The sequence below is a fragment of the Mycoplana dimorpha genome (assembly GCF_003046475.1).
Lineage (GTDB): Bacteria > Pseudomonadota > Alphaproteobacteria > Rhizobiales > Rhizobiaceae > Mycoplana > Mycoplana dimorpha.
The window spans coordinates 262,165-287,751 of sequence record NZ_PZZZ01000006.1 but is presented as its reverse complement, the minus strand read 5'-3'; the positions used below and the strand labels follow the sequence as shown (position 1 = coordinate 287,751).

At 63.8% G+C, this 25,587-nt stretch carries 24 protein-coding genes and 2 pseudogenes; 21 read left to right on the top strand and 5 right to left on the bottom strand.

Annotated features, from left to right (window positions below; all coding sequences use genetic code 11):
* Positions 1 to 152: 152 nt before the first annotated feature.
* From C7449_RS16005 to C7449_RS15965, 9 genes and pseudogenes are all read left to right on the top strand, one after another.
* Positions 153 to 524 (top strand): BRA0787 family protein, encoded by a 372-nt coding sequence (locus C7449_RS16005; protein WP_146165095.1) that lies wholly within the window; start codon positions 153 to 155, stop codon positions 522 to 524.
* A gap of 423 nt (positions 525 to 947) precedes the next feature.
* Entirely contained in the window at positions 948 to 2,138 is a 1,191-nt protein-coding gene (locus C7449_RS16000; protein ID WP_108003885.1) for an aminotransferase class V-fold PLP-dependent enzyme, read from the top strand.
* A 48-nt stretch (positions 2,139 to 2,186) separates the two neighbouring features.
* Positions 2,187 to 3,152 carry an HpcH/HpaI aldolase/citrate lyase family protein gene (locus tag C7449_RS15995; RefSeq protein ID WP_108003884.1) on the top strand — a complete coding sequence of 322 codons (966 nt, stop codon included), beginning with the start codon at positions 2,187 to 2,189 and terminating at the stop codon, positions 3,150 to 3,152.
* Between the two features lie 11 nt (positions 3,153 to 3,163).
* Positions 3,164 to 4,345, top strand: a complete 1,182-nt coding sequence (locus C7449_RS15990; protein WP_108003883.1) for a malate--CoA ligase subunit beta — start codon at positions 3,164 to 3,166, stop codon at positions 4,343 to 4,345.
* Positions 4,346 to 4,357: 12 nt separating this feature from the next.
* Positions 4,358 to 5,257, top strand: a complete 900-nt coding sequence (gene sucD, locus C7449_RS15985; RefSeq protein ID WP_108003882.1) for a succinate--CoA ligase subunit alpha — start codon at positions 4,358 to 4,360, stop codon at positions 5,255 to 5,257.
* Between the two features lie 64 nt (positions 5,258 to 5,321).
* Positions 5,322 to 5,480 (top strand): annotated as a pseudogene (locus C7449_RS22140) (helix-turn-helix domain-containing protein); the annotation flags it as partial.
* A gap of 279 nt (positions 5,481 to 5,759) precedes the next feature.
* The gene (locus C7449_RS15975; protein ID WP_108003880.1) at positions 5,760 to 6,407 is read left to right on the top strand and encodes a LuxR C-terminal-related transcriptional regulator; all 648 of its coding nucleotides are present in this window, start codon (positions 5,760 to 5,762) and stop codon (positions 6,405 to 6,407) included.
* Between the two features lie 542 nt (positions 6,408 to 6,949).
* Positions 6,950 to 8,185: an agmatinase family protein gene (locus tag C7449_RS15970; protein ID WP_170115913.1), complete on the top strand. Its 1,236-nt coding sequence runs from the start codon at positions 6,950 to 6,952 to the stop codon at positions 8,183 to 8,185.
* 59 nt (positions 8,186 to 8,244) lie between these two features.
* Positions 8,245 to 8,844 (top strand): HupE/UreJ family protein, encoded by a 600-nt coding sequence (locus C7449_RS15965; RefSeq protein WP_108003879.1) that lies wholly within the window; start codon positions 8,245 to 8,247, stop codon positions 8,842 to 8,844.
* Positions 8,845 to 9,935: 1,091 nt separating this feature from the next.
* Here C7449_RS15965 and C7449_RS15960 read toward each other — a convergent pair.
* On the bottom strand, positions 9,936 to 10,481 hold the full coding sequence (locus tag C7449_RS15960; RefSeq protein ID WP_108003878.1) for a carbohydrate kinase family protein: 546 nt from the start codon (positions 10,479 to 10,481) through the stop codon (positions 9,936 to 9,938).
* 179 nt (positions 10,482 to 10,660) lie between these two features.
* Here C7449_RS15960 and C7449_RS15955 point away from each other — a divergent pair, with 179 nt between their 5' ends.
* The 3 genes and pseudogenes from C7449_RS15955 (at position 10,661) to C7449_RS22130 (ending at position 12,189) form a co-directional block, all read left to right on the top strand.
* Positions 10,661 to 11,662 carry an IS30 family transposase gene (locus tag C7449_RS15955; RefSeq protein ID WP_108003877.1) on the top strand — a complete coding sequence of 334 codons (1,002 nt, stop codon included), beginning with the start codon at positions 10,661 to 10,663 and terminating at the stop codon, positions 11,660 to 11,662.
* Between the two features lie 55 nt (positions 11,663 to 11,717).
* A pseudogene (locus C7449_RS22465) lies at positions 11,718 to 11,969 on the top strand (SDR family NAD(P)-dependent oxidoreductase); the annotation flags it as partial.
* Between the two features lie 64 nt (positions 11,970 to 12,033).
* Positions 12,034 to 12,189 (top strand): hypothetical protein, encoded by a 156-nt coding sequence (locus C7449_RS22130; protein ID WP_245414420.1) that lies wholly within the window; start codon positions 12,034 to 12,036, stop codon positions 12,187 to 12,189.
* A gap of 347 nt (positions 12,190 to 12,536) precedes the next feature.
* On the opposite strand, the gene C7449_RS15945 is transcribed toward C7449_RS22130, so the two are convergent.
* Positions 12,537 to 13,307 (bottom strand): DeoR/GlpR family DNA-binding transcription regulator, encoded by a 771-nt coding sequence (locus C7449_RS15945; protein ID WP_170115912.1) that lies wholly within the window; start codon positions 13,305 to 13,307, stop codon positions 12,537 to 12,539.
* Between the two features lie 197 nt (positions 13,308 to 13,504).
* On the opposite strand from C7449_RS15945, the gene C7449_RS15940 reads away from it, so the two are divergent.
* From C7449_RS15940 to arsC, 9 genes are all read left to right on the top strand, one after another.
* The gene (locus C7449_RS15940; protein WP_170115911.1) at positions 13,505 to 14,755 is read left to right on the top strand and encodes an extracellular solute-binding protein; all 1,251 of its coding nucleotides are present in this window, start codon (positions 13,505 to 13,507) and stop codon (positions 14,753 to 14,755) included.
* Positions 14,756 to 14,761: 6 nt separating this feature from the next.
* Positions 14,762 to 15,649 carry a carbohydrate ABC transporter permease gene (locus C7449_RS15935; RefSeq protein WP_108003874.1) on the top strand — a complete coding sequence of 296 codons (888 nt, stop codon included), beginning with the start codon at positions 14,762 to 14,764 and terminating at the stop codon, positions 15,647 to 15,649.
* The gene (locus C7449_RS15930) at positions 15,646 to 16,500 is read left to right on the top strand and encodes a carbohydrate ABC transporter permease (protein WP_108003873.1); all 855 of its coding nucleotides are present in this window, start codon (positions 15,646 to 15,648) and stop codon (positions 16,498 to 16,500) included. Before C7449_RS15935 ends, C7449_RS15930 begins: the two co-directional genes overlap by 4 nt.
* The gene (locus C7449_RS15925; RefSeq protein ID WP_108003872.1) at positions 16,500 to 17,324 is read left to right on the top strand and encodes a PfkB family carbohydrate kinase; all 825 of its coding nucleotides are present in this window, start codon (positions 16,500 to 16,502) and stop codon (positions 17,322 to 17,324) included. The genes C7449_RS15930 and C7449_RS15925 overlap by 1 nt, the downstream gene beginning before the upstream one ends.
* 67 nt (positions 17,325 to 17,391) lie before the next feature.
* A complete protein-coding gene (locus C7449_RS15920) occupies positions 17,392 to 18,498 on the top strand; it encodes an ABC transporter ATP-binding protein (RefSeq protein ID WP_108003871.1) in 1,107 nt (368 codons plus the stop codon).
* Positions 18,499 to 18,566: 68 nt separating this feature from the next.
* Complete coding sequence (locus C7449_RS15915) at positions 18,567 to 19,202, top strand: DapH/DapD/GlmU-related protein (RefSeq protein ID WP_108003870.1); 636 nt, start codon at positions 18,567 to 18,569, stop codon at positions 19,200 to 19,202.
* A 138-nt stretch (positions 19,203 to 19,340) separates the two neighbouring features.
* Positions 19,341 to 19,694, top strand: coding sequence for an ArsR/SmtB family transcription factor (locus tag C7449_RS15910; RefSeq protein ID WP_108003869.1), 354 nt, complete (start codon positions 19,341 to 19,343; stop codon positions 19,692 to 19,694).
* A gap of 3 nt (positions 19,695 to 19,697) precedes the next feature.
* Positions 19,698 to 20,396 carry an aquaporin gene (locus C7449_RS15905; RefSeq protein ID WP_108003868.1) on the top strand — a complete coding sequence of 233 codons (699 nt, stop codon included), beginning with the start codon at positions 19,698 to 19,700 and terminating at the stop codon, positions 20,394 to 20,396.
* 2 nt (positions 20,397 to 20,398) lie between these two features.
* The gene (gene arsC / locus C7449_RS15900) at positions 20,399 to 20,824 is read left to right on the top strand and encodes an arsenate reductase (glutaredoxin) (protein ID WP_108003867.1); all 426 of its coding nucleotides are present in this window, start codon (positions 20,399 to 20,401) and stop codon (positions 20,822 to 20,824) included.
* A 76-nt stretch (positions 20,825 to 20,900) separates the two neighbouring features.
* On the opposite strand, the gene arsK is transcribed toward arsC, so the two are convergent.
* From arsK to C7449_RS15885, 3 genes are all read right to left on the bottom strand, one after another.
* Positions 20,901 to 22,103, bottom strand: coding sequence for an arsenite efflux MFS transporter ArsK (arsK, locus tag C7449_RS15895; RefSeq protein ID WP_108003967.1), 1,203 nt, complete (start codon positions 22,101 to 22,103; stop codon positions 20,901 to 20,903).
* 372 nt (positions 22,104 to 22,475) lie between these two features.
* Positions 22,476 to 23,783 carry an ABC transporter ATP-binding protein gene (locus tag C7449_RS15890; protein WP_108003966.1) on the bottom strand — a complete coding sequence of 436 codons (1,308 nt, stop codon included), beginning with the start codon at positions 23,781 to 23,783 and terminating at the stop codon, positions 22,476 to 22,478.
* Between the two features lie 43 nt (positions 23,784 to 23,826).
* A complete protein-coding gene (locus tag C7449_RS15885; RefSeq protein ID WP_108003866.1) occupies positions 23,827 to 25,563 on the bottom strand; it encodes an ABC transporter permease in 1,737 nt (578 codons plus the stop codon).
* Positions 25,564 to 25,587: the final 24 nt, after the last annotated feature.

Below are 25,587 nucleotides of genomic sequence, written 5' to 3'. Positions count from 1 at the left end.
AAACTGGGGACTGCTAGATGGTGGCAGCTCTCCCTCGATGTAAATAATGATCAGGTTCCAAGTGTACGGAGCTTGAGCGCAAATATAGGGCAGAAGCGAACGGAAGAAGAAGGGCCCAACACGCTTTGTTGGATCTTGAAGAGGAGATGCACATGCAGATGGTTCTTTCGGAACTTCACGAGGGCCACGCGCCCATCACCCTCCAGAACGCCTTTCATGATGCGCTCGAGGCGCTCGAAGCGTGGGAGGAAGGAACCGAGGAACCTCACGTGGTGGTGGATGGGCGCAGCGTCCCCATCAGCCAGGTCTTCGCTCATATGAGCGCCTGCACCGACCTGCTGCCGCTCCGGACGCGCGATGTGCTCGAAACGATCATTGACAAGACGTCGTTCCGTGCTTCAGGTGCCGCACTCTATGGTGACGGCTCGCGGTTGGTCATTCCGCTTTGCCTCGATCGTGTGACGGTTCCGCAGCTGCGTCCGACCTCGTCGACGATGCAGTTTACATCAGCCGTCGAGGCCTAAGTAGTTTTCTCTGCCGATACGTATTGTTTTTGCCCATGCGGCTCGATCCTCCCAAGTTCGTTTTACCGCGCCAAACTAAAATGGGAGCCCTGTCCATCGGACCGGGCTCTTGTTTTTTCGGTTTGGACGCGGCCTGCGCCGCCCCTTTGCGCGGCTTTTCCGTCCAGTCCATCGACGGCAAGATCGTCAGCGACAATTTCTAGGCGCGTCGCCGATGGTCGCGGCACTGATTGGATCGTGAATACGCCCGCGGGTAGGTCTCATCCTATCCGATCGACATCATGAATGGGTAGGTCAAGCCCAATGCCCAAGGGCCCGTGAATTTACCCCAACAGGTGTTGTGGGGTGACGACGGTGAACCGATCATTTCCTGAAAGCCACAGATGGGCGCAGCGCCCAGAGCAGCCTTCGGGAGGACTTTACATGGCCGGCTTCACCCAGCTTTTCGTTCCAGGACCGACCAATGTTCCGGAGACAGTCCGGCAGGCGATGAACATGCCGATGGAGGACATGCGCGCCCCGGACTACCCGACCTTCACCCGCGGCCTCTTCGCCGACCTGATGAAGGTGTTCCGCAACGAGACCGGCCGCGTCTTCATCTTCCCGTCCTCCGGCACCGGCGCCTGGGAATCGGCGATCACGAACACGCTGAGCCCCGGCGACCGGGTTCTGATGTCGCGCTTCGGTCAGTTTTCGCATCTGTGGGTCGACATGGCGCAGCGCTTCGGCCTCGATGTCGATGTGATCGATGTCGATTGGGGCACCGGCGTGCCGGTCGAGATCTATGCCGAGCGCCTGGCCGCCGACAAGGAGCACCGTATCAAGGCGGTCTTCGTCACCCACAATGAGACCGCAACCGGCGTGACCAGCGATGTCAGGGCTGTGCGCGCAGCCCTCGATGCCGCCAGGCACCCAGCGTTGCTCTTCGTCGACGGCGTCTCTTCGGTCGGCTCGATCGACTTCCGCCAGGAAGAGTGGGGCGTGGACTGTGCCGTGTCCGGTTCGCAGAAGGGATTCATGCTGCCGCCGGGGCTAGGTTTCCTGTCGGTCAGCCAGAAGGCGCTGGCCGCCGCCCGGACCGCGACACACCATCGCTGCTACTTCGCCTTCGAGGACCAGATCCGCGCCAACGACACCGGCTACTTCCCCTACACCCCGGCGGTACAGCTGCTGCGCGGTCTGCGCGCTGCCCTCGATCTCCTTCATCAGGAAGGCCTTGATAACGTCTTCGCGCGCCATCACCGCTTGGCGACCGGTGTGCGCAAGGCGGTCGAAGCGTGGGGCCTGAACCTCTGCGCCAGGGAAGCCAAGTGGCACTCCGACACCGTCAGCTCGGTCCTAGCACCGGAAGGCATCGACAGCGCAGAAATCGTCCGCCGGGCCTATTACGGATACCAGACCTCGCTCGGCGTCGGCCTCAGCAAGGTCGCCGGTAAGGTGTTTCGCATCGGCCATCTCGGCTGGGTCAACGAGGTGATGATGTGCGGCGCGATCTCGGCGGCCGAAATGGCGCTGCGCGATTGCGGCGTCAACGTGCGCCCCGGCTCCGGCGTGGGGGCCGCGCTCGAGCACTACCGGCTGTCGGCGCAGCCGGCGATTGCCAAGGTCGCCTGACGCGCCAGTCCGCGCGGCCCTTCGAATGCTGCTCCACAGGAGGAACACGTGAGCCATACCATTCACCATCTGCGCAAGCTGCGCCTTCAGCGCAGCGAACTCGCGGTGCCGGGCTCCAACCCGGACATGATCCGCAAGGCTGCCGACTGCGCTGCCGACTACATCTTCCTCGATATCGAGGACGCGGTCGCCCCGCCCGACAAGGAGCGGGCGCGCAAGAACATCATCGAGGCGCTCGACCAGATCGACTGGCGCGCTCGCGGCAAGACCATTTCGGTGCGCATCAACGGCCTCGACACCCATTACATGTATCGTGACGTCGTCGACGTGATGGAGCAGGCGGGCGATCGGCTGGACACCATCCTCGTGCCCAAGGTCGGCGTCCCCGCCGACCTCTACATGGTCGAGGCGATGGTCAGCCAGATCGAGACCGCCAAGGGCTTCAAGTCCCGAGTCGGCCTCGAGGCGCTGATCGAGACCGCGCTGGGCATGGCCAATGTCGAAGCCATCGCCGCCTATGGAGGCCGGCTCGAGGCGCTTCACTTCGGTGTCGCCGACTACGCCGCGAGCCTCAAGGCGCGCACGGTCAACATCGGCGGCCTCAATCCCGACTATCCCGGCGACCAGTGGCACGCAGCGCTATCGCGCATGACGGTAGCCTGCCGCGCCTATGGCCTGCGCGCCATCGACGGACCGTTCGGCGATTTTTCCGATCCGGACGGTTACACGGCGGCCGCCAGGCGCGCCGCCGCACTCGGCATCGAAGGCAAGTGGGCGATCCACCCCTCGCAGATCGAACTCGCCAACACCGTGTTCTCGCCGCCGGAAAGGGAGGTCACCCGCGCACGCCGCATCATCGAAGTGCTCAAGGAGGCCGAAGAACAGGGCAGGGGGGCCGCCGCCCTCGACGGCAAGATGATCGACGCCGCATCCGAACGCATGGCCCGCAACGTGCTCGTCATGCACGAGGCAATCGAGCGGTCGGCGCCGTCGCGCATCCGTGCGCCGAACTGAGGAGGGAGCATATGGACATTCACGAATACCAGGCCAAGGAACTGCTTTCGCGCTACTCGGTGCACATCCCGCGGGGCGGCCTCGCCTACAGTCCGGAGCAGGCGACCTACCGCGCCAGCGAGATCGGCGGAGACCGTTGGGTGGTCAAGGCGCAGATCCATTCCGGTGCGCGCGGCAAGGCCGGCGGCGTCCGCATCTGCAAGTCCGACAGCGAGGTGTCCGAAGCCGCCGAATACATGCTCGGCCGCAAACTGGTAACGCACCAGACCGGTCCCAGGGGCAAGCTCGTTTCGCGCCTCTACATCGAGGAAACGGTCGATATCCGGCAGGAGCTCTATCTCGGCATCGTGCTCGACCGGAAATCGGAGCGCGTCATGATCGTGGCCTCCGCCTCCGGCGGCATGGAGATCGAGGAGATCGCCGAGAAGCAGCCCGACTCGATCATCCGTGCGATCGTCGACCCGGGCGCGGGCATGCAGGAGTTCCAGGCGCGCGAGATCGCTTTCGGACTTGGCCTGGAGAACAGCCTGATCGGCAAGGCGGCCGACACGCTGATCGGCTGCTATCGTGTGTTCCGCGACTTCGACGCCGCCATGCTGGAAATCAATCCGCTGGTCGTCACCCGCGACAACAATCTGATCGCGCTGGACGCCAAGATGTCCTTCGACGAGAACGCCCTTTACCGTCGACCGGAAATCTCGGAGTTGCGTGACAAGTCGCAGGAAGACCCACGCGAGACCTTCGCCAGCGACCGCGGTCTCTCCTATGTCGGCCTCGACGGCAACATCGGCTGCATCATCAACGGCGCCGGCCTGGCAATGGCGACCATGGACATGATCAAGATCGCCGGCGGCATGCCCGCCAACTTTCTCGACATCGGCGGAGGCGCCTCGCCCGAACGCGTCGCCAAGGCCTTTCGCGCCGTTCTCGCCGACGACAATGTCGAAACCATCCTGGTCAACATCTTCGCCGGCATCAACCGGTGCGACTGGGTGGCGGAGGGGGTGCTCAAGGCAATCCGCGAGGTCGGCGTGCATGTGCCACTGGTGGTTCGCCTTGCCGGAACCAACGTCGAGGAAGGTCGCCGCATCCTCGCCGACTCCGGCGAGAAGGTCATCGTGGCCGAAACGCTGGCCGAAGCGGCCGAGAAGTCGGTCGAGGCAATGCGCACTTTTGCCGAGCGGAAGCACTGACGGGAGGTCGGAATGGCAGTTCTCTTGAATCGCAGGACGCGGGTCATCGTCCAGGGCCTGACCGGCAAGATCGGCACGTTCCATGCCGAGGACATGAAGCGCTATGGCACGAAGGTCGTCGGCGGGGTCACCCCGGGCAAGGGTGGCCAGATGCATCACGGCATCCCGGTGTTCAACACCGTCAAGGGTGCTGTGCGCGAGACCGGCGCGGATGCCTCAATCGTGTTTGTGCCGCCGCCCTTTGCTGCCGATGCGATCATGGAGGCGGCCGATGCCGGCCTGAAGCTCTGTGTCTGCATCACCGATGGCATCCCCTCGCAGGACATGATGCGGGTGAAGCGCTACATGCGCCGCTTCCGCTACGAAGATCGCATGCGCCTGATCGGTCCCAACTGCGCCGGCGTCATCACGCCCGGCCAGGCACTGATGGGTATCATGCCCGGCAGCATCTATCTGCCCGGCCGCGTCGGCATCGTCGGCCGTTCGGGCACCCTCGGGTATGAAGCAGCGTCGCAGATGAAGGCGCTGGGTATCGGGGTTTCGACCAGCGTCGGCATCGGCGGTGACCCGATCAACGGTTCGTCTTTCGTGGACGTCCTCAAGCTGTTCGAGGAAGACCCTGACACCGACGCCGTGGTGATGATCGGCGAGATCGGCGGTCCGCAGGAGGCGGAAGCCGCCGAATGGGCCAGGCATCACATGCGCAAGCCGCTGATCGCCTACATCGCTGGCCTGTCGGCGCCAAAGGGCAAGCGCATGGGCCACGCCGGCGCCATCATCTCCGCCTTCGGCGAATCCGCCCAGGAGAAGGTCGAGATCCTGCGCGACGCGGGCGTCACTATCGTGCCGACCCCGGCCGACTTCGGCCCGACCGTGGCAGGCGTGCTCGAACGGCGGGAGAAGGCGGCTTGATCGGCTTTCAGAGGAGCGTCGAAAATGTGATGATAGGTAGTAGCATCAGCCTACATCGCGTGATCGCGCCCGCCTGGGTGCCACCGGCGTTCCAGCCGCGACCAACATTTCGATCGGCATGCTGTCAAAAATCGAAAATGGCAACACGTCACAGTCGCTGACAACCCTAAAGGCGCTATACCGGGCACTCGCCGTACCCCTTACCTCCTTGTCACGTCGCTTCTTGAGAGGAGCAGACGGGGCTGTAGAGGAGCAGACGGCGCTCTTGCCTTTCCCTGCTCGCAATTGTCCCGCGCCTTGCATGTCTCCCAAATGTCTGATCGGAACGCACTGGAATGAAAAAATAATTCATTGTATGAATAAGACGATGAGGGCCCAACAGCGGGACGGATCCAGCTAAGCGCGCGATGAAAGGCTATCGGAAGTCGAGAGAGGCGGCATCCGCCGCAACCAGGAGGCACATGAACGCGGAGTGGACAAAGCAGCGCCTGGGGAGGTGGCAATGACCGCCTCAGAAAGGCGGTTCAGGGTTCTGATAGCGGAGCGAAATCCGCTGGTGACGGCTGCGCTCGGCGACATGATCAACGACGAAGGCCGTTTCGAGCTGGTCGGCAGCGTCCAAACCGGGGAAGCGTTTCTTCGGGCAGCGGCCGCCGCAGAGCCGAACTTCGACATCGCCGTGCTCGGCTGGAAGCTGTCCGACATGGACAGCGGCGAGGTGCTTGGCGAGGTGCAAAGACGCGGCCTGCATGCACGTGTTGTCATTTTTTCCAACGATCAAGATATCGATATCCTGAAGCGGTGTGTGCGCCTCGGCGTGCTGGGGTATTGCTACCAGTTCGACGATCCGTCGATCATTTTCGACACCCTCGTGGCGGTCGCGCACGGCCGTATCTGTATTCCTTATATCGACGTCTCCAAGATCAATGAAACGCCCCTTGCATGCTTGACGACGCGCGAGCGTGAACTGCTTTCAGTTCTTGCCGACGGCTGGACAAATCTGCAGATCGCTGCGCGCACTGGGATTTCGGAAAACACGGTCAAGTATCACCTCAAGAATCTTTATGACAAGCTGGACGTCCGCAACCGCGCCATGGCCGTCGCGCTCTACGCCCGCGAAAAGAACCGCGGCGCGTATACGAATTCGTAGCCACGGTCATCGCGCCTCTGCATTGGGTGCCCCCCATAGTCATTGGCCAACGCGTCGAGCGTGTCGCCAATTGGCGTGCGAACGAAAGGCCTCGGCGCGTCGGCAACCTCTCACCGTTGACTGGCGGCTTGGCCATCCATGCAGGGGATCTCCCCGCCGCCTACCAGACGTAACTGCATTGCAGGCCCACTTGACCAGCCCGCCCGACGCCTGGCGGGCTGGTGCTATGCGGACCGGCTTTCCCCGCGGCGACACCTCGCGCCGTTGCGGTCCCGAAGCGACGCGGAATTGGCCTCGTCAATGTTTGATATTGGAATTCAGGTCGTTGATGTCGAACTATGCCGCAGATACATCTTTTATTGTGAATGACGAATAGGCGAGTTTTATTCGACTGAATTCTTCTGATGCCGGCGCGGCAATATTTCAAGAAGTTCAGTATAGCGGCGCTTTTTGCCAATGCTTGCGTGCGGCACTCGGAAGCGAATGGAGCCATTTCGGAGATGACGGCCTAGGCTGTTCACTTCAGACGTAAGGACAGAGCGATGGGAAATGGACCTCACGATCATCACCACCACGGCGGCGACCATAGCCACTCTCATGCGGACGAAACGCGGAACTCGACCGATGGGCGGCAGGCGCTGGAGCGACTGTCGCGCATCTCGCAGAAGAAGCAGGCGGAAGAAACAGCCCGTTCGCTCGAGCTGGGGCTCGAGGCAGCATCATCGGTCGTCGACCGCAGCATCTCGCTGTTCAGCCGCGGTCACCAGCCGGCCTTCGCCGGCATCAACACCTTCATGAAGGTCCCCTATTGCGAGGACATCCGCAAGATCGGGCAGTATGAGGCGGCATTCGTCGGCGCCCCGTTCGATTCCGCGACGACCTACCGCCCCGGAACGCGCTTCGGCCCGCAGGCGGTTCGGCGCATATCCGCTCTCTATGACGGTTACTGGTTCGATGGCGGCGTCGACATCTACGAGGAACTGGACCTCTGCGACGCGGGCGACATCTTTGTCATCCCGGGCAACATCGAAAAGACCTTCGATCAGGTCACCAAGGCGGTGTCCCACATCTATACGTCCGGTGTCTTTCCGATCATTTGCGGCGGCGACCATAGCCTCGGCTTCCCGAACGTCCGCGGCATCGCCCCGCACATCGACGGCAACGTCGGCATCATCCACATCGACCGCCACATCGACATCCAGGAAAAGGATATGGATGAGCGGATGCACACCACGCCGTGGTTCTGGACTACGCATGAGGGCCGCGAGACATCCCATCGCGACCACAGCCACATGCACGATGTCGGCCTGCCGAACTGCCATCCCAAGAACCTGGTGCAGCTCGGAATCGGCGGGTGGTATGGCAACCGGCCTGGCAGCGCCGTCGCCCATCGGCGTGGCACCAGCGTCATGACGATGTTCGATCTCGAGAAGCATGGCCCCAGGAAGGTGGCCGAAATGGCGCTCGAGATGGCGTGGGAAGGGTGCAAGGCGGTTTACCTTTCGTTCGACATCGACTCCATCGATCCGGGCTTCGCTCCGGGAACGGGGTCCCCCGAGCCCGGTGGATTGCTGCCGCGGGAAGCGTTCGAGATCATTCGCACGATCGCGGCAGAAGGTCTGTGCGGCATGGAAGTCGTGGAGGTCTCGCCGCCCTACGACGTCAATGACAATACGGCACAGCTCGCCTGCCGCGTCATTCTGGATACGCTGGGCACGCTGATTGCCAACAACAAGCTGGGACATCGCGACAAGGCCAAAGCCGGTAATCCTGGCTGAGCCGGCCCGTGTTTCCCTTTCCGAACTACACTGAAATCCTCACGATCTCTGGGTGTAACATGTCAAAATACGGAATTCGCGCACTCCTGGCGACGGCAGTCGTTCTTCTCCCCGGTCTGGCGATGGCTCACACCGGGCATGGCGAAACCGCCGGGTTAGCGCATGGCTTTGCCCATCCGCTTGGCGGTCTCGACCATGTTCTTGCGATGATCATGGTCGGCGTACTGGCCGCACGGCTTGGCGGCCGGGCGCTCTGGCTCGTTCCGGCAAGCTTCGTGGCGGTTATGGCCATTAGCGGCGCGGTCGGCCTCGCTTTATCCGACCTCCCGATTGTCGAGTTGGGCATTGCCCTGTCGGTCGTCGCACTCGGCGCTGTCATCGCGTTCAATCTCAAAGCGACGGTCGCTGCTGCGATGGCACTGGTCGGCTTCTTTGCAGTCTTCCACGGCGCGGCCCATGGCGCCGAGATGCCGGAGACGGTCGATGGCTTTGCTTATGGGGCGGGCTTCATCGCCGCCACCGCGCTGCTACATGCTGCCGGCATTGCCGGCGGGCTACTGCTCGGCCGCAACGACGGGGCGACGGGGGCGGCGCTGGTCAGGGGCCTGGGCGGCAGCGCGTCGCTTGCCGGCTTAGGTCTCCTTACCGGACTCCTCTGATCATGAAAGAGGCGCCCGAACGGGGCGCCTCTTTCATTTATATCGGATGAGGCCTGGCTGGCGATCCGCTTCGCGCCGTGGTTTCCTACCGCTGCGGTGGTCCGGCGTCTGAAGACAATCGAAAGGTGCTGACGCTGATATCCCAGCAGGCAATGAACCTTCGCGAAGCTTGCTCCGCCGCGTCGCGGATTACTTGAGAAACGTCCGATCCTTTGCCTTTGATTTTTCCACCAGCCTTTACGATCTCGTGAAATGTCTTCAGCAAACTCCAGTCGAGCTCGCGGGCAAATCATCAGTTGACGTCAGAGTACGTTTGTATTGGCAACTGTATTTCTGAATTGGATCGTCGTGATGGGAGTTCGGGTTGTAATGGCCCCTGTGTCCTTAGCGCCAATCCTGCATCAGGCAAGACAAGGTTCATGCAGACGACAAGGATAAAAGGAGCAAGGACTGATGAAAGCCGGAGCTGTCTGCCGGTGCTTTCGGCGGTTTCGAACCACTCTATACCGGATCCTTGTCGCAAGGGCAGGGCGGCTTTAGAGCCTGACTCGAAACGGATCTGACGAGAGCAACACCCTGCCCGACCGCTTTGTTATGTGCGAATGTGGGTGATCATGTTTCATGCCCGGCTGCCGCTCGGCTATCCCCACGCACCTAAGTTAGACAGGATTCGCCACGGCAGCCCCCTAAAACCACTTTCGTGGTTACCCGGCCGGCCTCGCTTGACCATGGCGCTCGTCGGCCGCGCCGCGGCGACCGATCCGGACGGTCCCCGCCCCTCGGCCGTGGTCAGTTTCGCCGGCCTCACCGACTATCTCTACCGCCAACCAGGACCCCTAGACGTTGCAGTTGCACGTCGACAGGGGATTGGCGTCCTACATCTGGTCCTGGTGCGAGACCCAGCTGACCCTTCGGGACTGCCTGTGGTGGAGCAACGGGCCTGGCTGCGGGATGAGCTCGTCGCCTTCCGTCGAGCCCCTCAGCGCCGTTCCTGTCATGCTAGGGAGAACACAAGACGCCTCGGCTTCCCGGGGTCGCGCAACGGAACTGGCGTCAGCTCGGATACAGGCCGTCAGTTTGTCCCAGGCCACTCACCCATCGCGCCAGCGGCGAATGTCGTCGGCGCTTGCCTTGCCGCCGCGCGGTCCATGGATCGTCACCGAACGGGAGGCGGCGGCGACCGAAAACGCCAGCGCCTCGACAAAGGGCTGGCCCTGCGCCAGGCACCAGGTCAGCGTGCCGCCGAAGGTGTCGCCGGCACCGGTGACGTCGACGACATCGACCGCAAAGCCAGGGAAACCGACCTGGTTGAAGATGACGACCGCAGCGCCGGTTAGGTAGGGCATGTCCTCGGCCGTGCAGCCGCCGACATCGAGATCGAAGATGGCCCTGCGGCCATGGCGGCGCAGGTCGGCCAGCAGCCCGGCCTGCTTGATGACGCCGTCCTCCGTCTCGGCATGCAGCCGGCGGGCGCGGTAGAGCGTGGTGTAGAGAAAGCCCGGCTGGCGCAGCGCGGCAAGCGTAGCCGGCGCCAGCCACATCGGCTGCTCGCCCATTTCGACGGTGAGCACGACATGCTCGCCGTCGACTAGGAAGATCAGGTTGCGCGATTCCGGGATGGCGGGGTCGATCAGCATGTGATCGACGCCGACGCCGTTCTGCTTCAGGTCGGCGCACGTTACCGTTTACGGTCGTTGAGCGTCGTGAAGCGAGTTCCATAAGAAACCTTACGCAACATGAAAGCCCGAAGCGGTACATTCTATTTCCAAGTACGACATGCCAATGATTTCAATGGTTTCACTTTGGAGATTTTGGCATGTCCCGATGCTATGCGCAATTGACCCTCGCCGATCGACGGCGGCTTCACCACCTCGTCGCGCGCAAGGTGCCGATCAACGAGATGGCCCGCCAGCTCGGGCGCCATCGTTCGACCATTTATCGCGAGATCAAGCGCAATACGTTTAGGGATCCCGAACTGCCAGATTACGACGGCCACTACAGCACGGTTGCCGACGACATCGCCAAGGAACGGAGACGGCGCTTGAGAAAGCTGCGGCGCCATCCGCATCTGCGTCGCATGGTCATCGAGAAACTGGCGGCCTACTGGTCGCCTGAGCAAATTGCCGGCCGTCTTCTGGCCGATGGGATCAGCTTGGTCCGGATCTGCAAGGAGACGATCTACCGCTTCATCTACGGCAAGGAAGACTACGGGCTTGGCCTTTATCGCTATCTGCCCGAGGCGCGTCGCAAACGCCGTCCGCGTGGCTCGAGGAAGCCGCGAAACAGCGTGTTTCCAGCCAGCCACAGGATATCGCAACGTCCTGATTTTATTGGCGATCGATCGGTATTCGGGCATTGGGAGGGCGATCTTTTGATCTTCGAGCGGGAGCTCGGCCATGCCAACATCACCTCACTGGTCGAGCGTAAGAGCCGCTACACGGTCATGATCAGGAACCCAAGCCGGCACTCGCGGCCGATCATGGACAAAATCATCGAAACATTCGCGCCCTTACCATCCTTGGCACGGCAGAGCTTCACCTTTGATCGCGGCACGGAGTTTGCCGGCTTCCGGGCTCTGGAAGATGGGATCGGTGCGCGTAGCTGGTTCTGCGATCCCAGCGCACCGTGGCAAAAGGGTGCCGTGGAAAACGCCAACAAGCGCATTCGCCGCTTCGTGCCAGGCGATACTGACCTGGCAGGCGTGTCACAGCGCGACCTCACCCAACTCGCCCGCCATCTTAACGACCAGCCGCGGAGATGCCTTGGCTACAAGACGCCAACCGAAGTGTTTATGGCGCATTTGCACGACGAAGTATGATCCCCTACCCTGCAACGCAGGCATGATGCACTTGGGTTAGCTTGCTCCAAGCAAAATAAATGAATGCTCCTTTTACAAAGGAGCGACCCGCTTCGACGACAACACCCAAAAGGCGCTTGTCGCGCTGCCCGGGGCGGTCCCGTTCGCCGGCGATCTGTCGGATGGGGCCGCAGCGGCCGGTCGGGTGCAGCACGTCGAACAGGAGGTCGGCGCCATCGACGTGCTGGTGAACTGCGCCGGCGCGGCCAAACACATGCCGCCCGACGAACTCATCCCCGCTGCCTGGCGCGCGGCGATGGACGCTAAACTCTTTTGCACCACCAATGTCGTGGATCCGGTGGTGAAGCTGATGGCCAAGCACGGGGGGCGGCGTGATCGTCACGGTCATCGGCGCGGGCGGCAAGATCGCCAGTCCCGCATATCTCGCCGGAGGTGCTGCCAATGCCGCGCTGATGCTCGCCACCGCCGGGCTCGGCAATGCCTATGCGGTAAGGGCGTTCGGGTGCTGGGCATCAACCTCGGACTGACGCAGACCGGGCGGGTTGCCTAAGGCATGGCCGCCGCTGCGCGCCGGAGCGGGATCAGCGAAGAGGAAGCCATCGAGCAAAGCATCAGGCATATCCCGATCGGACGCATAGCGTCGCCAGAGGACGTCGCCAATCTGGTTTCCTCGCATCCGACAAGGCGAGCTATCTCACCGGCATCCACCATAACCGTGGATGGCGCGCAATATCCCGTGGTGGTGTAAGCGGCGCGATAGCCCTCACCGGCATGATGCCCAGCCGCGGTTGATCTCGGCGGATGGCAGCCGGGCAGCGCCGCACGCCCACTCCGAAGAACGTCGCCGGGGTCGTGTCGAGCCGGCCAGCACCGGTCAATAGAGCATCTCGACGCCGGCGGTTTCCAGCGCGGCGTAGACGGCGGCCGGCGGAGGCTGATCCGTCACCAACAAATCGATGCCCGTGATCGGCATGATCGAGAACTTGTCGGTGTTCTGCAGCGCCGCATTGGTGGCCAGCACCACGAATTTGCGGGCCTGTCTGCGTACGACCTGCGCCATCTGAAGATGGCGTTCCGACGGGCCGAGCAGACCGCGCCGGACGTCGAAGCCGCTCGCGCCCACCAGCGCGATGTCGAAGACGCGGCGGGATATGACCTCCATGGTCTCGAAGCCGAAGCAGGCGCGGGTCTGCTTGTCGAACTGGCCGCCGCACAGCGTCAGGTCGGTCTGGCCGCCCATGGCCAGGACCAGCATGACGTCGACCATCAGGGACGTGGCGACGATGGGCGGATTGTGACGCGCCTCCCATGCGGCGGCGAGCGCCGTCGAGCCGCCGCTAAAGAACACCGACATGCCCGGCTCCAGAAGGCCGTGCGCCAGCCGGGCGATGCGCTCCTTGGCCTCGCGGTGCGCGCCGATGCGCAGGTCGATATGCGGTAACCCGCTGGCGGTGACGGCCCGCGCGCCTCCATGCATGCGTTGCACCTGCCCCCTCTCCTCCAGCAGGGCGAGGTCACGGCGGACGGTTTCGATCGAAACGCCGAAGGCCTCCGCCAGCTCGGCGCAGGACGCGTCGCCCTGGCGGATGAGCCTGTCGCGGATGCGGTCCTGCCGGTCGGAAGGGCGAAGGGGTCGTGGGGTCATGTCTTTCGTGGCTCTCCAGTCTCGGCCGTCTGCGTGGTTGGAAGCGGCGTAGCGGCATTTCCTCACAAAAATGCGACAGGTGAAGCATGAAACGGGCATTCAGCGGGCAGTGTGCGCACGAAGCGGTCACGACGGACCATCGGCCTGTCATCCATGGCTGATAGCTTCCGGTCATCCCGCATACAGGAGCAATGCACATGGTTGAAATTTCCCGACGCGGCCTGCTGGCCGGATCCGCCGCCGTCGCCGCCGCCACGGTGGTGGGCGCGCGCCCCGCCCTTTCGAGCGACGCCACGATCGAGATCTCCAGCATCTGGGGGCCGGACAAGCCGTTCCAGAAGGTAGTCGACGCCTTCAACGCGCTGAAGACGGGCGTCACGGTGACGAACCGCTTCGATGGCGACTACGAAACGGCGACAGCCAAGGCGCTCGCCGGTATCGCCGCCGGCAAGCCCCCCGCGATGATGACCACCGGCTGGAAGTTCGGCTATTACGCCCGCCGCACGCTGGGCGCGCGCGACCTCAACGAAATCGATTCCGAAAAAGCCGCGTCGATCATCGCGAACTTCGTGCCCTCGCTGATGCCGCTGGTCACCATCGACGGCGCCGTGATCGGCCTGCCCTGGGCCATGTCGACGCCGATCACCTTCATCAACAGCGCCCTCTGGCAAGAGGCCGGGCTCGACGCCAACCTGCCCGACTACCCGGACACCGACTGGCTCTACGAGGCCGCGCGCAAGCTCGACGCGGCGCTGAAGGGCAAGCATGCCACCTACCGCTCGGCGCTGGCGCTGTCCAACAACGAATGGACCAGCCAGTCCTTCATCCAGAATGCCGGCGGCTACATCATCGATCCGGACGGCAAGCTCGCCCTGAACAGCGCCGAAGCGGTGCGCGGCATGGAGCTGTTCTGCCAGCCCGCCCATGAGGGCCTGTGGACGCCGGTCAGCGGCAAGGAGCAGGATGCCGCCTTCGAATCCGGGGCGCTGGCGATCTGCACCACCAGCTCGACGCGCGCCGCCAGCTTCCCGTTCGGCGCCGCCAAGGCGATCACCGCCCGCTTCCCCGGCATTCCCGGCCAGGCGCGCAAGATGAACAGCGGCGGCAACTTCCTTGCCGTCTATGCCCGCAACGACGAACAGGCCAAGGCCTCGCTCGCCTTCCTCGAATTCTGCGCCTCCGCAGAGGGCCAGAAGATCTGGTCGGAAGTCGGCTACCTCAACACCTCGGTGCACGACATTCCGCTGATCAACGACTTCATGAAGCCGGCCGCGGGGCAGTTGCAGGATGGCCTGACAGCGGAAACCATCTGGCCGGGCAAGCGCGGGCTGGAAGGCCAGACCATCTGGCGCAAGTGGGTTTCGCGCATGCTCATGAAGGAAGTCGACGTCCAGGCCGGCCTCAAGGGCGCGCATGACGAGCTTGCCGCCGTCCTCCAGGATGCCTGACCGGATATGACCCGGTCATTCGTTGCAAAGCTGGCCCCATGGTTGTTCGTGGGGCCAGCCGTTCTTTCGGTGGTGGTGTTTCTCTACGGCCCGATCCTGGCGTCGGCCGGCCTGTCGGTCGTGGACTGGAACCTGTTGTCGCCGCAGGTCGACTTCGTCGGCCTTAACAATTACCGTTCGCTCCTCGCCAATACCGATTTCCAGCTTTCCGCCTGGAATACGTTCCTTTACTGCGTCATCCTCGTGCCGGCGCAGATCGTCCTGCCGCTGCTGTTCGCCGTCATGATTCATGCGGTGCGCGGTTCGCGGATGGAGCGCGTCTATCGCGGCTCCCTCTTCCTGCCGACGATCCTTGCCTATTCGGTCGCCGGGGTGGCGTGGTCCCGGCTGCTCAACCCGATCAACGGCCTCTTCAACGAGGTGCTGGTGTTCTTCGGCTTCGGCCCGTCACGCTGGCACACTGATCCGGACCTGGCGCTGCTGTGCGTCTGTCTGGTCACCTTCTGGAAGAGTTTCGGCCTCAACATGCTCCTGTGGATCGCTGCACTTGCCAATGTGCCGGACACGCTGCGCGAAGCCGCGCGGCTTGACGGTGCCGGACCGTGGCGGCGCTTCTTCTCGATCGAGCTTCCGCTCATCAGCCCGACGGCCTTCTTCATCTCGGTCACCACGGTCTTCTCCGTGCTCGACGACATCGTCGGCGTCGTTGACGTCCTGACCGGCGGCGGGCCGGCCGGCCGAAGCTCCAACTTGCTCTATTTCCTCTGGCAGCAGGGCCTGCAGTTCTTCCAGTTCGGACCCGCCAGCGCGGTCGCGATGGTGTCCATCGCCATCGTCCTCGCCATCACCTGTGCTCAGTTCTGGTTCGGCGAGAAACGGGTGCATTACCAATGACCTCGACTGCCTCGACTGCCTCGAACGCCGCATTGCGACGCGGCGCGGTCCATCTCATGCTGGCCGCGCTATCGCTGTTGACGCTTTTTCCGCTGCTGTGGATGCTGTCGGCGGCCTTCACGCCCAACGAATTGATCACCCAGAGGGCCTTCCGCCTGTGGCCGGAAGAGGCGAGCCTGTCGAACTTCCGCATCGCGGGCGAAAAGCATCCGATCTGGTGGTGGCTGTTCAACTCGGTGCTGACGGCGAGCGCGATTACGCTCGGCAAGCTGGCGATCAGTCTGCCTGCCGGCTACGCGTTTGCGCGTCTGCCCTTCAGGGGGCGGCGATTCCTGTTCGGGCTGGTGATCGCCACCATGTCGTTTCCCGCGGTTCTCGCGATCATTCCGACCTATATCGCGGTTGTTAAGATCCAGGCGTTCGACACCTATTCGGCGATGATCGTTCCCTCGATCCCCTATATCGGCTTCTACGTCTTCTATTTCCGGCAGGCGTTCCGCTCGCTGCCCGACGAGATGTTCGAGGCAGCGCGCATCGACGGTTGCGGGATATGGAAGCAGTTTCGCGACATCGCCGTGCCCAATGTGCTGCCGGCGATCGCCGCCCTGTCGGTCATCTCCTTCATGGGCGCGTGGAACATCTATCTTTGGGGCCAGCTCGTGCTTGAGGACAGCGCCCGCAAGACGCTGACAACGGGCATCGCCATGTTCGCCGACGTAGATGGTGCCGATACGCCCTGGGGGCCGCTGATGGCGACGAGCCTGCTGTCCGTGCTGCCGGTCCTCGGCCTGTTTCTGCTGGCCCAGCGCTATATCGTCCAGGCCTTCTCTTCCGGAACGGTGGAAAAGTGATGGCGCGCGTTCTTGTCATCGGCCATGTGAACCACGACCGCCTGTGGCGGCTCGACCAGCCGCTTCGGCCGGGTGGGCGTATCGGCTGGACCGCGCGCGAGGTCTGCCTCGGCGGCGGCGCTTTCTTCACCGGCGCCCAACTGCTGTCGCTCGGCCACGCCGCCGTCCTGGTCAGCACGCTGTGCGGCGACCAGCTTGGACGCGAGACGCGGACACGGCTGGCGGCGGACGGATTCGACGTGACGCATGTGGCCGAACCGGATGGTGAGACGGCGCTGACCGAGATTCTACTGGAACCTTCTGGAGAGCGGACCATCCTGAACGCCCGATCGGCGCTGATGCGGGTCGTCGAACTGTCGGGCGAGCCCATCGCCGAGGCCGCCTACATCAATTGCCTCAACCCCGGCCGCCGCGCGGTGGCGCGCCTCGAAACCCTGCCGTTCGTGGTCTCGCAGTTCCCGGTGAGAGAGGACGCGGCGGCGCGTCCGGCCGATCTGGTGATCGGCTCACGCGACGACTTTCCAGGCGAGAGCCTCGAATTCCTGTGGCGGAGGGCGGCAAGCCATTGCGGCGGGCGGCTGAAACACCTTGTCCTGACCGATGGGCCGGGGCCGATCACTATCCTCGACGGCAGGAGCGTGCAGACCGTGGTGCCGGCGCGGCAGGTTCCGACCAGCAACGCGATCGGCGCCGGCGACACCTATGCGGCGGGGTTGATCGCCGCGCTGCTCGACGGCCTGCCGATCGAAGTCGCGGCGCGCGCAGCAAGCGAAACCACGGCGCAGTGGCTGGAAGCGCGCGAGCGCGTCGATCCGGCAGCGTGAGGCCAAGACCAAGACCCCTGGAATTTGGAGGCCGTGCGGCGGCCTTTGTTTGAAAGGAATGACACTTATGGCTGGAATCGTCCTGCGGGACCTGAAGAAGGTCTATGCCGACGGCGCGGAAGCCGTGAAAGGCATTTCACTCGACATCCGCGACGGCGAGTTCATCGTGCTCGTCGGCCCCTCCGGCTGCGGCAAGTCCACGCTGCTGCGCATGGTGGCGGGGCTGGAAACCGTCTCTGACGGCGAGGTCCGCATCGGCGAACGTCTCGTCAACACGGTGGAGCCCGCAGACCGCGACATCGCCATGGTGTTCCAGAACTATGCGCTCTATCCGCACATGACGGTCTACGACAATCTCGCCTACGGCCTTCGAAACCGAAAGACCCCGAAAGCCGAGATCGAGGCGCGGGTCGGCGAAGCGGCCCGGATGCTTGAGATCACTCCCTATCTGCAGCGCAAGCCGAAGGCCCTCTCCGGCGGCCAGCGGCAGCGCGTCGCCATGGGCCGGGCCATCGTGCGCAAGCCGTCCGTCTTCCTCTTCGACGAGCCGTTGTCCAACCTCGACGCCAGGCTGCGCGTGACGATGCGCGGCGAGATCAAGCGTCTGCAGAAGCGGCTCGGCACGACCTCGCTCTATGTGACGCACGACCAGCTGGAGGCGATGACGCTGGCCGACCGGCTCGTGGTGCTGAACGGCGGCCGGATCGAGCAGATCGGCACGCCGCTCGAGATCTATCACGAGCCGGCGTCCGCCTTCGTGGCAGGCTTCATCGGCTCCCCGGCCATGAACCTGATCCCCGCTGAACTGCGTGGCGGCCGGCTGTTGATCGGAGACACGGCCCTGCCCGTTCCGGGGTTCGTCCCGGCATCGGGACCGATCGTCGCCGGCCTGCGCGCCGAGGACCTGCGCCCGGCGAAGCCTGGCGAGACGGCCCTGCCCTTCCGACTGGATTACATCGAGGAACTCGGGGCGCAGCGTCTCGTGCATGGAACCGTTCACGGCCACCCGATGGTCGTCGCCGTCGCCGCCGCCTTCGTTCCCCTGGCCGAGGAGATGCGTCTGGCGACCGCCCCGGAGCGGCTTCATTTGTATTCACCGGAAACCGGAGCCCGGATCCGGATTTCCGCCGGCGTCGAGACGGCAAGGACGACCGCGGAGCCCGTGCCCGCCTGAACAAGCGCCGGCACGTTGCAGCCGAGCAGACATCAACCCGCCTCGACGGCGGAATCAAAGTGAGAACAATGGACGACAATCGCAAGCGCCCGAAAATCGCCGAGACCTTCATCGACCCGACGGCAGCCTTACGCGAAACAGCAATCGGCAGCCGTTGCGAGGTCCTGGAGCGTACGCGCGTCGAGTACAGCACACTGGGCGACTTCAGCTATCTCGGCCCGAACTGCATGGTGGCCGATGCCCACATCGGCAAGTTCTGCGCGATCGCTGCATCGGTACGCATCGGCGCGCCCAACCATCCCATGGACCGCCCGTCGCTACACCGCTTCACCTATTGCCCCGAATATTACAGCGCCGAGGCAGTGCGGGACGAACGGTTCTTTGCCGATCGGCGTGCTGCGGTCGTGACGATCGGCCACGACGTCTGGATTGGCCATGGCGTGATCGTGCTGCCCGGGGTCACGGTCGGAGACGGCGCGGTGCTGGCCGCAGGGGCGGTTGTGTCCCGTGACGTCGCTCCCTATACGATCGTCGGCGGCGTGCCGGCGAGGATGATCCGGGAGCGCTTTCCCCGGGACATCGCTCGACGGCTGGCGCAGATCGCCTGGTGGGATTGGCCCTTCGAAACGATCTTGCAGCGGCTCGAGGCGTTCCAGAGCTCCAATATCGAAGAGTTCTGCGCCGCATGGGAAGCAGCTGCCTGATCCAGCCCACAGCCGTCGCTGGAAGCTGCTGGACGTCCGTGCCGACCATGATTGAAGTGGTTCAGCGGGCGCCTCCTTTTGTGCGCCCCTGCCCTACGCCGTCATTGACCTGTCGAAAATATCCGATATTCTGGATATGTGGATGAACAACAAACGATCGCGGCCTTGGCGGCCCTTGCGCAGGCGACGCGCCTGAGGACGTTCCGGCTGCTGGTCGAACGCGAGCCAGAAGGCGTGGCGGCAGGCGAGTTGGCCAGGCTCGTCGACGTGCCGCAGAACACCATGTCGGCGCACCTCGCAACGCTTTCACAAGCGGGTCTTGTCCGCGGAGCGCGGCAAAGCCGCATGATCATCTACCGCGTCGACCTCGATCGGTTCCGCGCCGTGATGCTCTACCTCCTGCAGGACTGCTGCGGCGGCAACGTCACTCTCTGCGCGCCGTTGATCTCCGACCTGGCCCCCTGCTGCGCCCCCATTCCGAAAGCTGGTTGAAGCATGGGATTCGATCTCAAGCGCCGCCTTGCAGCCGAAGCCCTGGGCACGGCCATCCTTGTCGCGACAGTCGTCGGTGCCGGCATCATGGCCGATCGCCTCTCTGACGACGCGGCGGTCTCGCTGCTCGGCAACACCATTCCGACCGGTGCGATCCTTGTCGTGCTGATCACCATTTTCGGACCTATCTCCGGTGCGCATTTCAATCCGGCAGTTACAATGGTGTTTGCGGCGCGGCGGGAGATCGAGCCACCGGCGGCAGCACTCTACGTCCTTGCGCAGATTGCCGGTGGCATAGCCGGCACGCTGATCGCCCATGCCATGTTTGCGCTACCCGTTCTTCAGCTCTCGGAAAGTGTTCGCACCGGGACGGGCCAGTGGATCGCCGAGGCGGTTGCCACCTTCGGGCTCGTTCTCACGATCCTCGCGGGGCTGCGGTTCCGCGCCGACACGATACCCTGGCTGGTCGGCCTCTACATCACGGCGGCCTACTGGTTCACGGCGTCGACCTCGTTCGCGAACCCCGCCGTCGCCATCGCCCGTGCCTTCTCGAACACCTTTTCGGGCATCCGCCCCACAGACGTGCCGGGCTTCATCATCGCCGAAGTCTCAGGCGCACTGGTCGCCACGGCTGTCGTGGGATGGATGTTCGCCGACCGAGGCACCTCAACCTCACCCATAACCGTCAGAGGAGCCGAATGACCATGGACGCCACCATCTACCACAATCCCGCCTGCGGAACCTCGCGCAACACCCTGGCCCTGATCCGCCACGCCGGCATCGAACCGAAGGTCATCGAGTACCTGAAGACGCCGCCGAGCCGCCAGGAACTCGCGAAGATGATCCGCGACGCCGGCCTCTCCGTTCGCGAAGCGATCCGACAGAAGGAAACGCCCTTTGCGGAACTCGGCCTGGACGATCCGGCGCTCTCCGACGAGCAACTCCTCACCGCCATGCTCGAGCACCCGATCCTGATCAACCGGCCGTTCGTCGTCACCCCGATCGGCACCCGGCTGGCGCGGCCATCCGAGGCGGTTCTCGACATCCTGCCCGCTGACGCATTCAAGGGTCCGTTTGTGAAGGAAGATGGCGAGAAGGTCCTCGACGCAGAGGGCCGCCGCATTGTGTGATCCGACCACTAAGGCGAGCGCCGAAAGTAAGACCCGGAGAAGCAGCGGCACAGGCTGAAGCCTGTCGGACGCCGCCTCATGACGTCGCGACAGCGGCCCGTTTCGCAGCCGCCGCCACGGCGACGAATGCTGCCATGCCCAGCGCTCCGAAGCAGGCATTGGCCATCAGCGCGACGCTGGTCCCGCAACGCTCCACCAGCACCGAAAATGCGAAGGGCGCAATCGCGCCGGCTGCCAGCCGCGCGGCAGTCATGCGGCCGGTGATCGCTCCGTACCCCGCCGATCCGAACAGCCAGAGCGGCAGCGAGCCCTGCGCAATGCTGTTGATTCCCGATCCGAGGCCAAGGCAGATCGCGAAAGCTGCGGCCCCTGGCAGCCACGTTCCGGATGCGCCGAGAATGATGACGGCTGCGGCGATCAGTGCGGCCGCGAGCGTGGCGAGCCTCGGTGGCGAGAGGGTCGCGCCGAACGCCATGTTGATGAGCCTGCTCAGGACCTGCGCCGGGCCGAACAGCGACCCGATGACCACCGCAGCCGTCCCGAAACCGATCGTTGTCAGCAACGGAACCATGTGCGTCAGCATCGCCGACAGCGTGAAGCCCTGCAGCGCGAACGCCAATGACACGAGAACCATGCCGCGTTGCCTGAGATCCGCAGGAAGCGTGCCAACGATCGCCTTGCGCTCCTGGCCGGTGAATGCGCCTGCTCCGGACCTTCGCCCCCGCATGATCCAGTAGTGAATCGGGAGGCAAACGGAGAGGTTCAGTGCCGCGTAGGCAGTGTAGATTTCGCGCCAGGTCAGGTGCTCGACAAGGACCGCGGCGATCGGCCAGAAGATCGTCGAGGCGAAGCCGCCGATCAACGTCAGGCAGGTGATGCTACGCGCCGCCGCCGCTGGCCGGCTTTCCACAAGCGTCGCAAAGGCGGCCTGGTATTGCACCATGCCAGATGCAATCTCCAGGAACACGATGGAGGCAGCGAATACCGCAAGCGACGGAGACCAGGCGCACAGCAGCAGGGCTAGCGCCGAAATCGCCGAGCCGATGGTCATGATCGTCGCCGCCCCGAACCGGTCCATCCAGCCGCCGACAAAGGGAGCCGAAAGGCCGCCCACAAACAGCGAAGCGGAGAAGATGCCGAATATCTGCTCGACGTTCAGACCGAGGTCGCCGGCCATGCCGGGCGCGAGGATGCTGAAGCTGTAGTAGAGCGTGCCGTAGCCGATGATCTGCGTGAGACCGAGCGCCGCGACAGTGGCCATCGGAATAGCGGGCTTCATCTCAGGCATGCGCCTTCGACCGTCATTGAAGCAGGCAAGCAGCACATGTGATCTTTGTCGCATGTCGCCCGTTCGGTTGAGTTCCCGACCCCGCAACCGAACATCAGCGACCCCTTCATGCCGGGCCTAGCAGCGTACCTGCCACTGTAGAAAAACAAACGGGCCTCCCACCGTTTCACGGTCAAACCGGCCCTCTCCAGATCGTTCGGGTGGAAAAGGCACGTCAGACGGACCCGGCTGCCATGGCACGACGACCTGACATGATCAAGTGTTCTGATCCCTGACGTATTTGCTCGGAGAGAGCCTGCTCCGGACAAGAACTTCTCGAAGTCGTGTTCCCAGTAGCCCACCCGCACGGGCGGGTACTTCATCTCACGTCGGGTTTTCGAGGTTGAACTGCTTCGCCTGCTCGTCGTAACCGAACAGCTCCGCATAGCGCCCCCAGGAGATGATTGCGCGCATCGTCTCCTCGGCGCGGTCCTCGGACATGAAGTCCTCGAGCTCTTCCGAGAACCGTGTGAACGGAGCGAGATGGCTCGAGCGCTCGTCGAGCACGCGTCTGATAAGCGCAGCAAGCGGCACATAGGCGAGGAGATGCTCGGCAAAGAGGCGCTTGCGGGCGTCGACGTCGGAATTCACGAAGTGGCGCCCGAGCTCCGTCAATTGGACATCGCCGTCCGCCATCTCGGCAAAGCGCAGGAGTTGCAGCGTCTCGACCATCGGGAAGATCTCGTCGGCTTCCATCTGCAGCGTCGCGGCAAGGTCAGGCAGATCCGCCCGGCCGTCATAGGGCCGGGCCGCCAGCGCCTCCATCAGGCCGGCGAGGACGTTCGTCGACAGGTGCGGCAACGCCATGCCGATCCCGGTTCCCGGAAGGCCTTCGCTCACGCGCTTCTCCATCTTCTCCGCCGGAGCTCGCTGCGTCATGCGCCCGTAGATCTCGTCCACGAGTTGCCGGAATGCCGGATCGGCACGGCTGCGCGGATGATCCAGATCGATCCTCACCTCGCTCGCCACCTGTCCCGGATTGGAGGAGAAGATCAGCAGGCGGTCGCACATCAGCACCGCCTCCTCGATGTTGTGAGTCACCATCAGGATCGACTTGATCGGCAGCCGTCCCTCCATCCACAGATCGATCAGGTCGGTGCGCAGCGTCTCCGCGGTCAGCACGTCGAGCGCCGAGAACGGCTCGTCCATCAGCATCAGCCGGGGATGGACGACGAGCGCCCGGGCAAAGCCGACGCGCTGGCGCATCCCGCCCGACAGCTCCTTAGGATAGGCGCTTTCGAAGCCATCGAGGCCGATCAGGTCGATCGCCTCGAGGGCCCGTCGCCGGCGTTCGACTGCCGGAACGCCGATCGCTTCAAGGCCCACCTCGACGTTCTCCAGCACGGTGAGCCAGGGAAAAAGCGCAAAGCTCTGGAATACCATCGCCACCCCCTCGCTCGGACCGGAGACCGGCTGGCCACGCCAGTGGACACTGCCGCTCGATGGCCGGATCAGCCCGGCGATGATGCGCAGCAGCGTCGACTTGCCGGAGCCGGAGCGTCCGAGCAGGCCGACGATCTCGCCTTCCCGGATCGTCAGCGAAACATCTTCGAGCACGACCAGATCCAGATTGTCCTGCTTGTGGTAGACCTTGCAGACGCCGGCGAGATCGACGAGGGGCACGCCCGCCATGGCGGCAGTGGTCTTGGGGAGGTCGAACGTGGCCATGTGAACCTCAATCGAGACGCATACGGCGGCCGGCGAAGGCATAGAGCGGACGCCAGAGCAGCCGGTTGAAGACAATGACGAACAGCGACATGACAGCGACGCCAAGGACGACGCGCGGATAGTCCCCGGCCTCGGTCGCCTGGGCGATGTAGGCGCCGAGCCCGTGGGCGGTTAGCCTCGTGCCGCCCCAGCTTGCGACCTCGGCGACGATCGAAGCATTCCAGGAGCCACCGCTCGCGGTTATGGCGCCGGTGACGTAGTAGGGAAAAATCCCCGGAAGGATGACCTTGCGCCACCAGCTCCAGCCGCGGATGCGGAAGGTGCTGGCCGCCTCCTTCAGGTCATTGGGGAAAGCACTTGCGCCGGCGATGACGTTGAAGAGGATGTACCACTGCGTTCCGAGCACCATCAGCGGCGACAGACAGACGTCGGGACTGAGCCCGAGCCGGACAATGGCGACGACGGCGAAAGGAAAGACGATGTTCGCCGGGAAAGCGGCGAGGAACTGGGCCAGCGGCTGCACGCGTTCGGCCACGCGCGGCCGGAGTCCGATCCATACCCCGGCAGGCACCCAGATCACGGTCGCAAGCGCCATCAGTACGACGACGCGGAGCATCGTAATGACGCCGAGGCCGAGCACTTTTGCGACTTCCGGCCAGGCGAGTTCGGTCGCGACGAAGCTTGCAATCAGCCACAGCGCGTAAACCGAGACGACGACCACGAGGACGCTCCAGGCACGATCGGCCCAGGCGCCCCTCCATAGCTTGCGGGCCTTGTTCGGCAGAGCGGGCGAAAGTTGCAGGCGCTGCTGCGGCACGCGGCCAAGCAGGTCGCCCACGGGCGCCAGCACGATCTGGAGCAGCCGTGTCCGACGCGCGGCGTCGAGCAGCCACGAGCGGGGCGCCGAGCCGCCCGCCGATTGCTCGACGCGGAATTTGTCGCTCCAGGCGACGAGTGGCCGGAACAGGAGTTGGTCGTAGATCAAGATGACGGCTAGCATGGCTGCCACGGCCCAGCCGACGGCGGCAAGGTTGCGCTGCTCGATCGCGAGCGCGACATAGGCGCCGATGCCCGGCAGCGTGATCGTCGTGTTGCCGACCGAGATCGCCTCGGAAGCGACGACGAAGAACCAGCCACCCGACATCGACATCATGGTGTTCCATACGAGGCCCGGCATCGAAAACGGCACTTCAAGACGCCAGAAGCGCTGCCATCCGGAGAGACGGAAGGCACGCGACACCTCGTCGAGGTCGCCTGGAACGGTCTTCAGCGACTGGTAGAAGCTGAACGTCATGTTCCAGGCCTGACTGGTGAAGATGGCAAAGATCGCCGCCAGTTCGACGCCGACCACCTGGCCGGGAAACAGCGCCATGAAGCCGAGCACGGTGAAGGAGAGAAATCCCAGCACAGGCACCGATTGGAGGATGTCGAGGAGCGGGACCAATACCATTTCGGCACGCCGGCTCTTGGCCGCGAGCGCGCCGTAGGCGAAGGTGAAGACGAGCGATGCGATGATTGCCGCCAACATCCGCATCGTGGTTCGCAGCGCGTATTCGGGCAGCTTCGCTGGATCGAGCGAGACTGGAGATCGTTCGAGCGAGGCAAGCGGAGCCAGTGTCTCGCGCCCGCCGTGCACGAGGATGATGAGACCCGCAAACACCAGGCCGAAAGCGAGGGCGTCCCAGAGGTTGGGAACGTACCGTCGACGATGCACGGCCTCCATGGCCGGATGATGCATGGTCATGTCGAGACCCCTTCTTGCCGAAGA

Bases quoted from the DNA above. Each gene is read 5' to 3' on its own strand.
- C7449_RS16005 (WP_146165095.1), top strand. From the start codon at position 153: ATGCAGATGGTTCTTTCGGAACTTCACGAGGGCCACGCGCCCATCACC.
- C7449_RS16000 (WP_108003885.1), top strand. From the start codon at position 948: ATGGCCGGCTTCACCCAGCTTTTCGTTCCAGGACCGACCAATGTTCCG.
- C7449_RS15990 (WP_108003883.1), top strand. From the start codon at position 3,164: ATGGACATTCACGAATACCAGGCCAAGGAACTGCTTTCGCGCTACTCG.
- sucD (WP_108003882.1), top strand. From the start codon at position 4,358: ATGGCAGTTCTCTTGAATCGCAGGACGCGGGTCATCGTCCAGGGCCTG.
- C7449_RS15975 (WP_108003880.1), top strand. From the start codon at position 5,760: ATGACCGCCTCAGAAAGGCGGTTCAGGGTTCTGATAGCGGAGCGAAAT.
- C7449_RS15970 (WP_170115913.1), top strand. From the start codon at position 6,950: ATGGGAAATGGACCTCACGATCATCACCACCACGGCGGCGACCATAGC.
- C7449_RS15965 (WP_108003879.1), top strand. From the start codon at position 8,245: ATGTCAAAATACGGAATTCGCGCACTCCTGGCGACGGCAGTCGTTCTT.
- C7449_RS15960 (WP_108003878.1), bottom strand. From the start codon at position 10,481: ATGCTGATCGACCCCGCCATCCCGGAATCGCGCAACCTGATCTTCCTA.
- C7449_RS15955 (WP_108003877.1), top strand. From the start codon at position 10,661: ATGTCCCGATGCTATGCGCAATTGACCCTCGCCGATCGACGGCGGCTT.
- C7449_RS15945 (WP_170115912.1), bottom strand. From the start codon at position 13,307: ATGACCCCACGACCCCTTCGCCCTTCCGACCGGCAGGACCGCATCCGC.
- C7449_RS15940 (WP_170115911.1), top strand. From the start codon at position 13,505: ATGGTTGAAATTTCCCGACGCGGCCTGCTGGCCGGATCCGCCGCCGTC.
- C7449_RS15935 (WP_108003874.1), top strand. From the start codon at position 14,762: ATGACCCGGTCATTCGTTGCAAAGCTGGCCCCATGGTTGTTCGTGGGG.
- C7449_RS15930 (WP_108003873.1), top strand. From the start codon at position 15,646: ATGACCTCGACTGCCTCGACTGCCTCGAACGCCGCATTGCGACGCGGC.
- C7449_RS15925 (WP_108003872.1), top strand. From the start codon at position 16,500: ATGGCGCGCGTTCTTGTCATCGGCCATGTGAACCACGACCGCCTGTGG.
- C7449_RS15920 (WP_108003871.1), top strand. From the start codon at position 17,392: ATGGCTGGAATCGTCCTGCGGGACCTGAAGAAGGTCTATGCCGACGGC.
- C7449_RS15915 (WP_108003870.1), top strand. From the start codon at position 18,567: ATGGACGACAATCGCAAGCGCCCGAAAATCGCCGAGACCTTCATCGAC.
- C7449_RS15905 (WP_108003868.1), top strand. From the start codon at position 19,698: ATGGGATTCGATCTCAAGCGCCGCCTTGCAGCCGAAGCCCTGGGCACG.
- arsC (WP_108003867.1), top strand. From the start codon at position 20,399: ATGGACGCCACCATCTACCACAATCCCGCCTGCGGAACCTCGCGCAAC.
- arsK (WP_108003967.1), bottom strand. From the start codon at position 22,103: ATGAAGCCCGCTATTCCGATGGCCACTGTCGCGGCGCTCGGTCTCACG.
- C7449_RS15890 (WP_108003966.1), bottom strand. From the start codon at position 23,783: ATGGCGGGCGTGCCCCTCGTCGATCTCGCCGGCGTCTGCAAGGTCTAC.
- C7449_RS15885 (WP_108003866.1), bottom strand. From the start codon at position 25,563: ATGACCATGCATCATCCGGCCATGGAGGCCGTGCATCGTCGACGGTAC.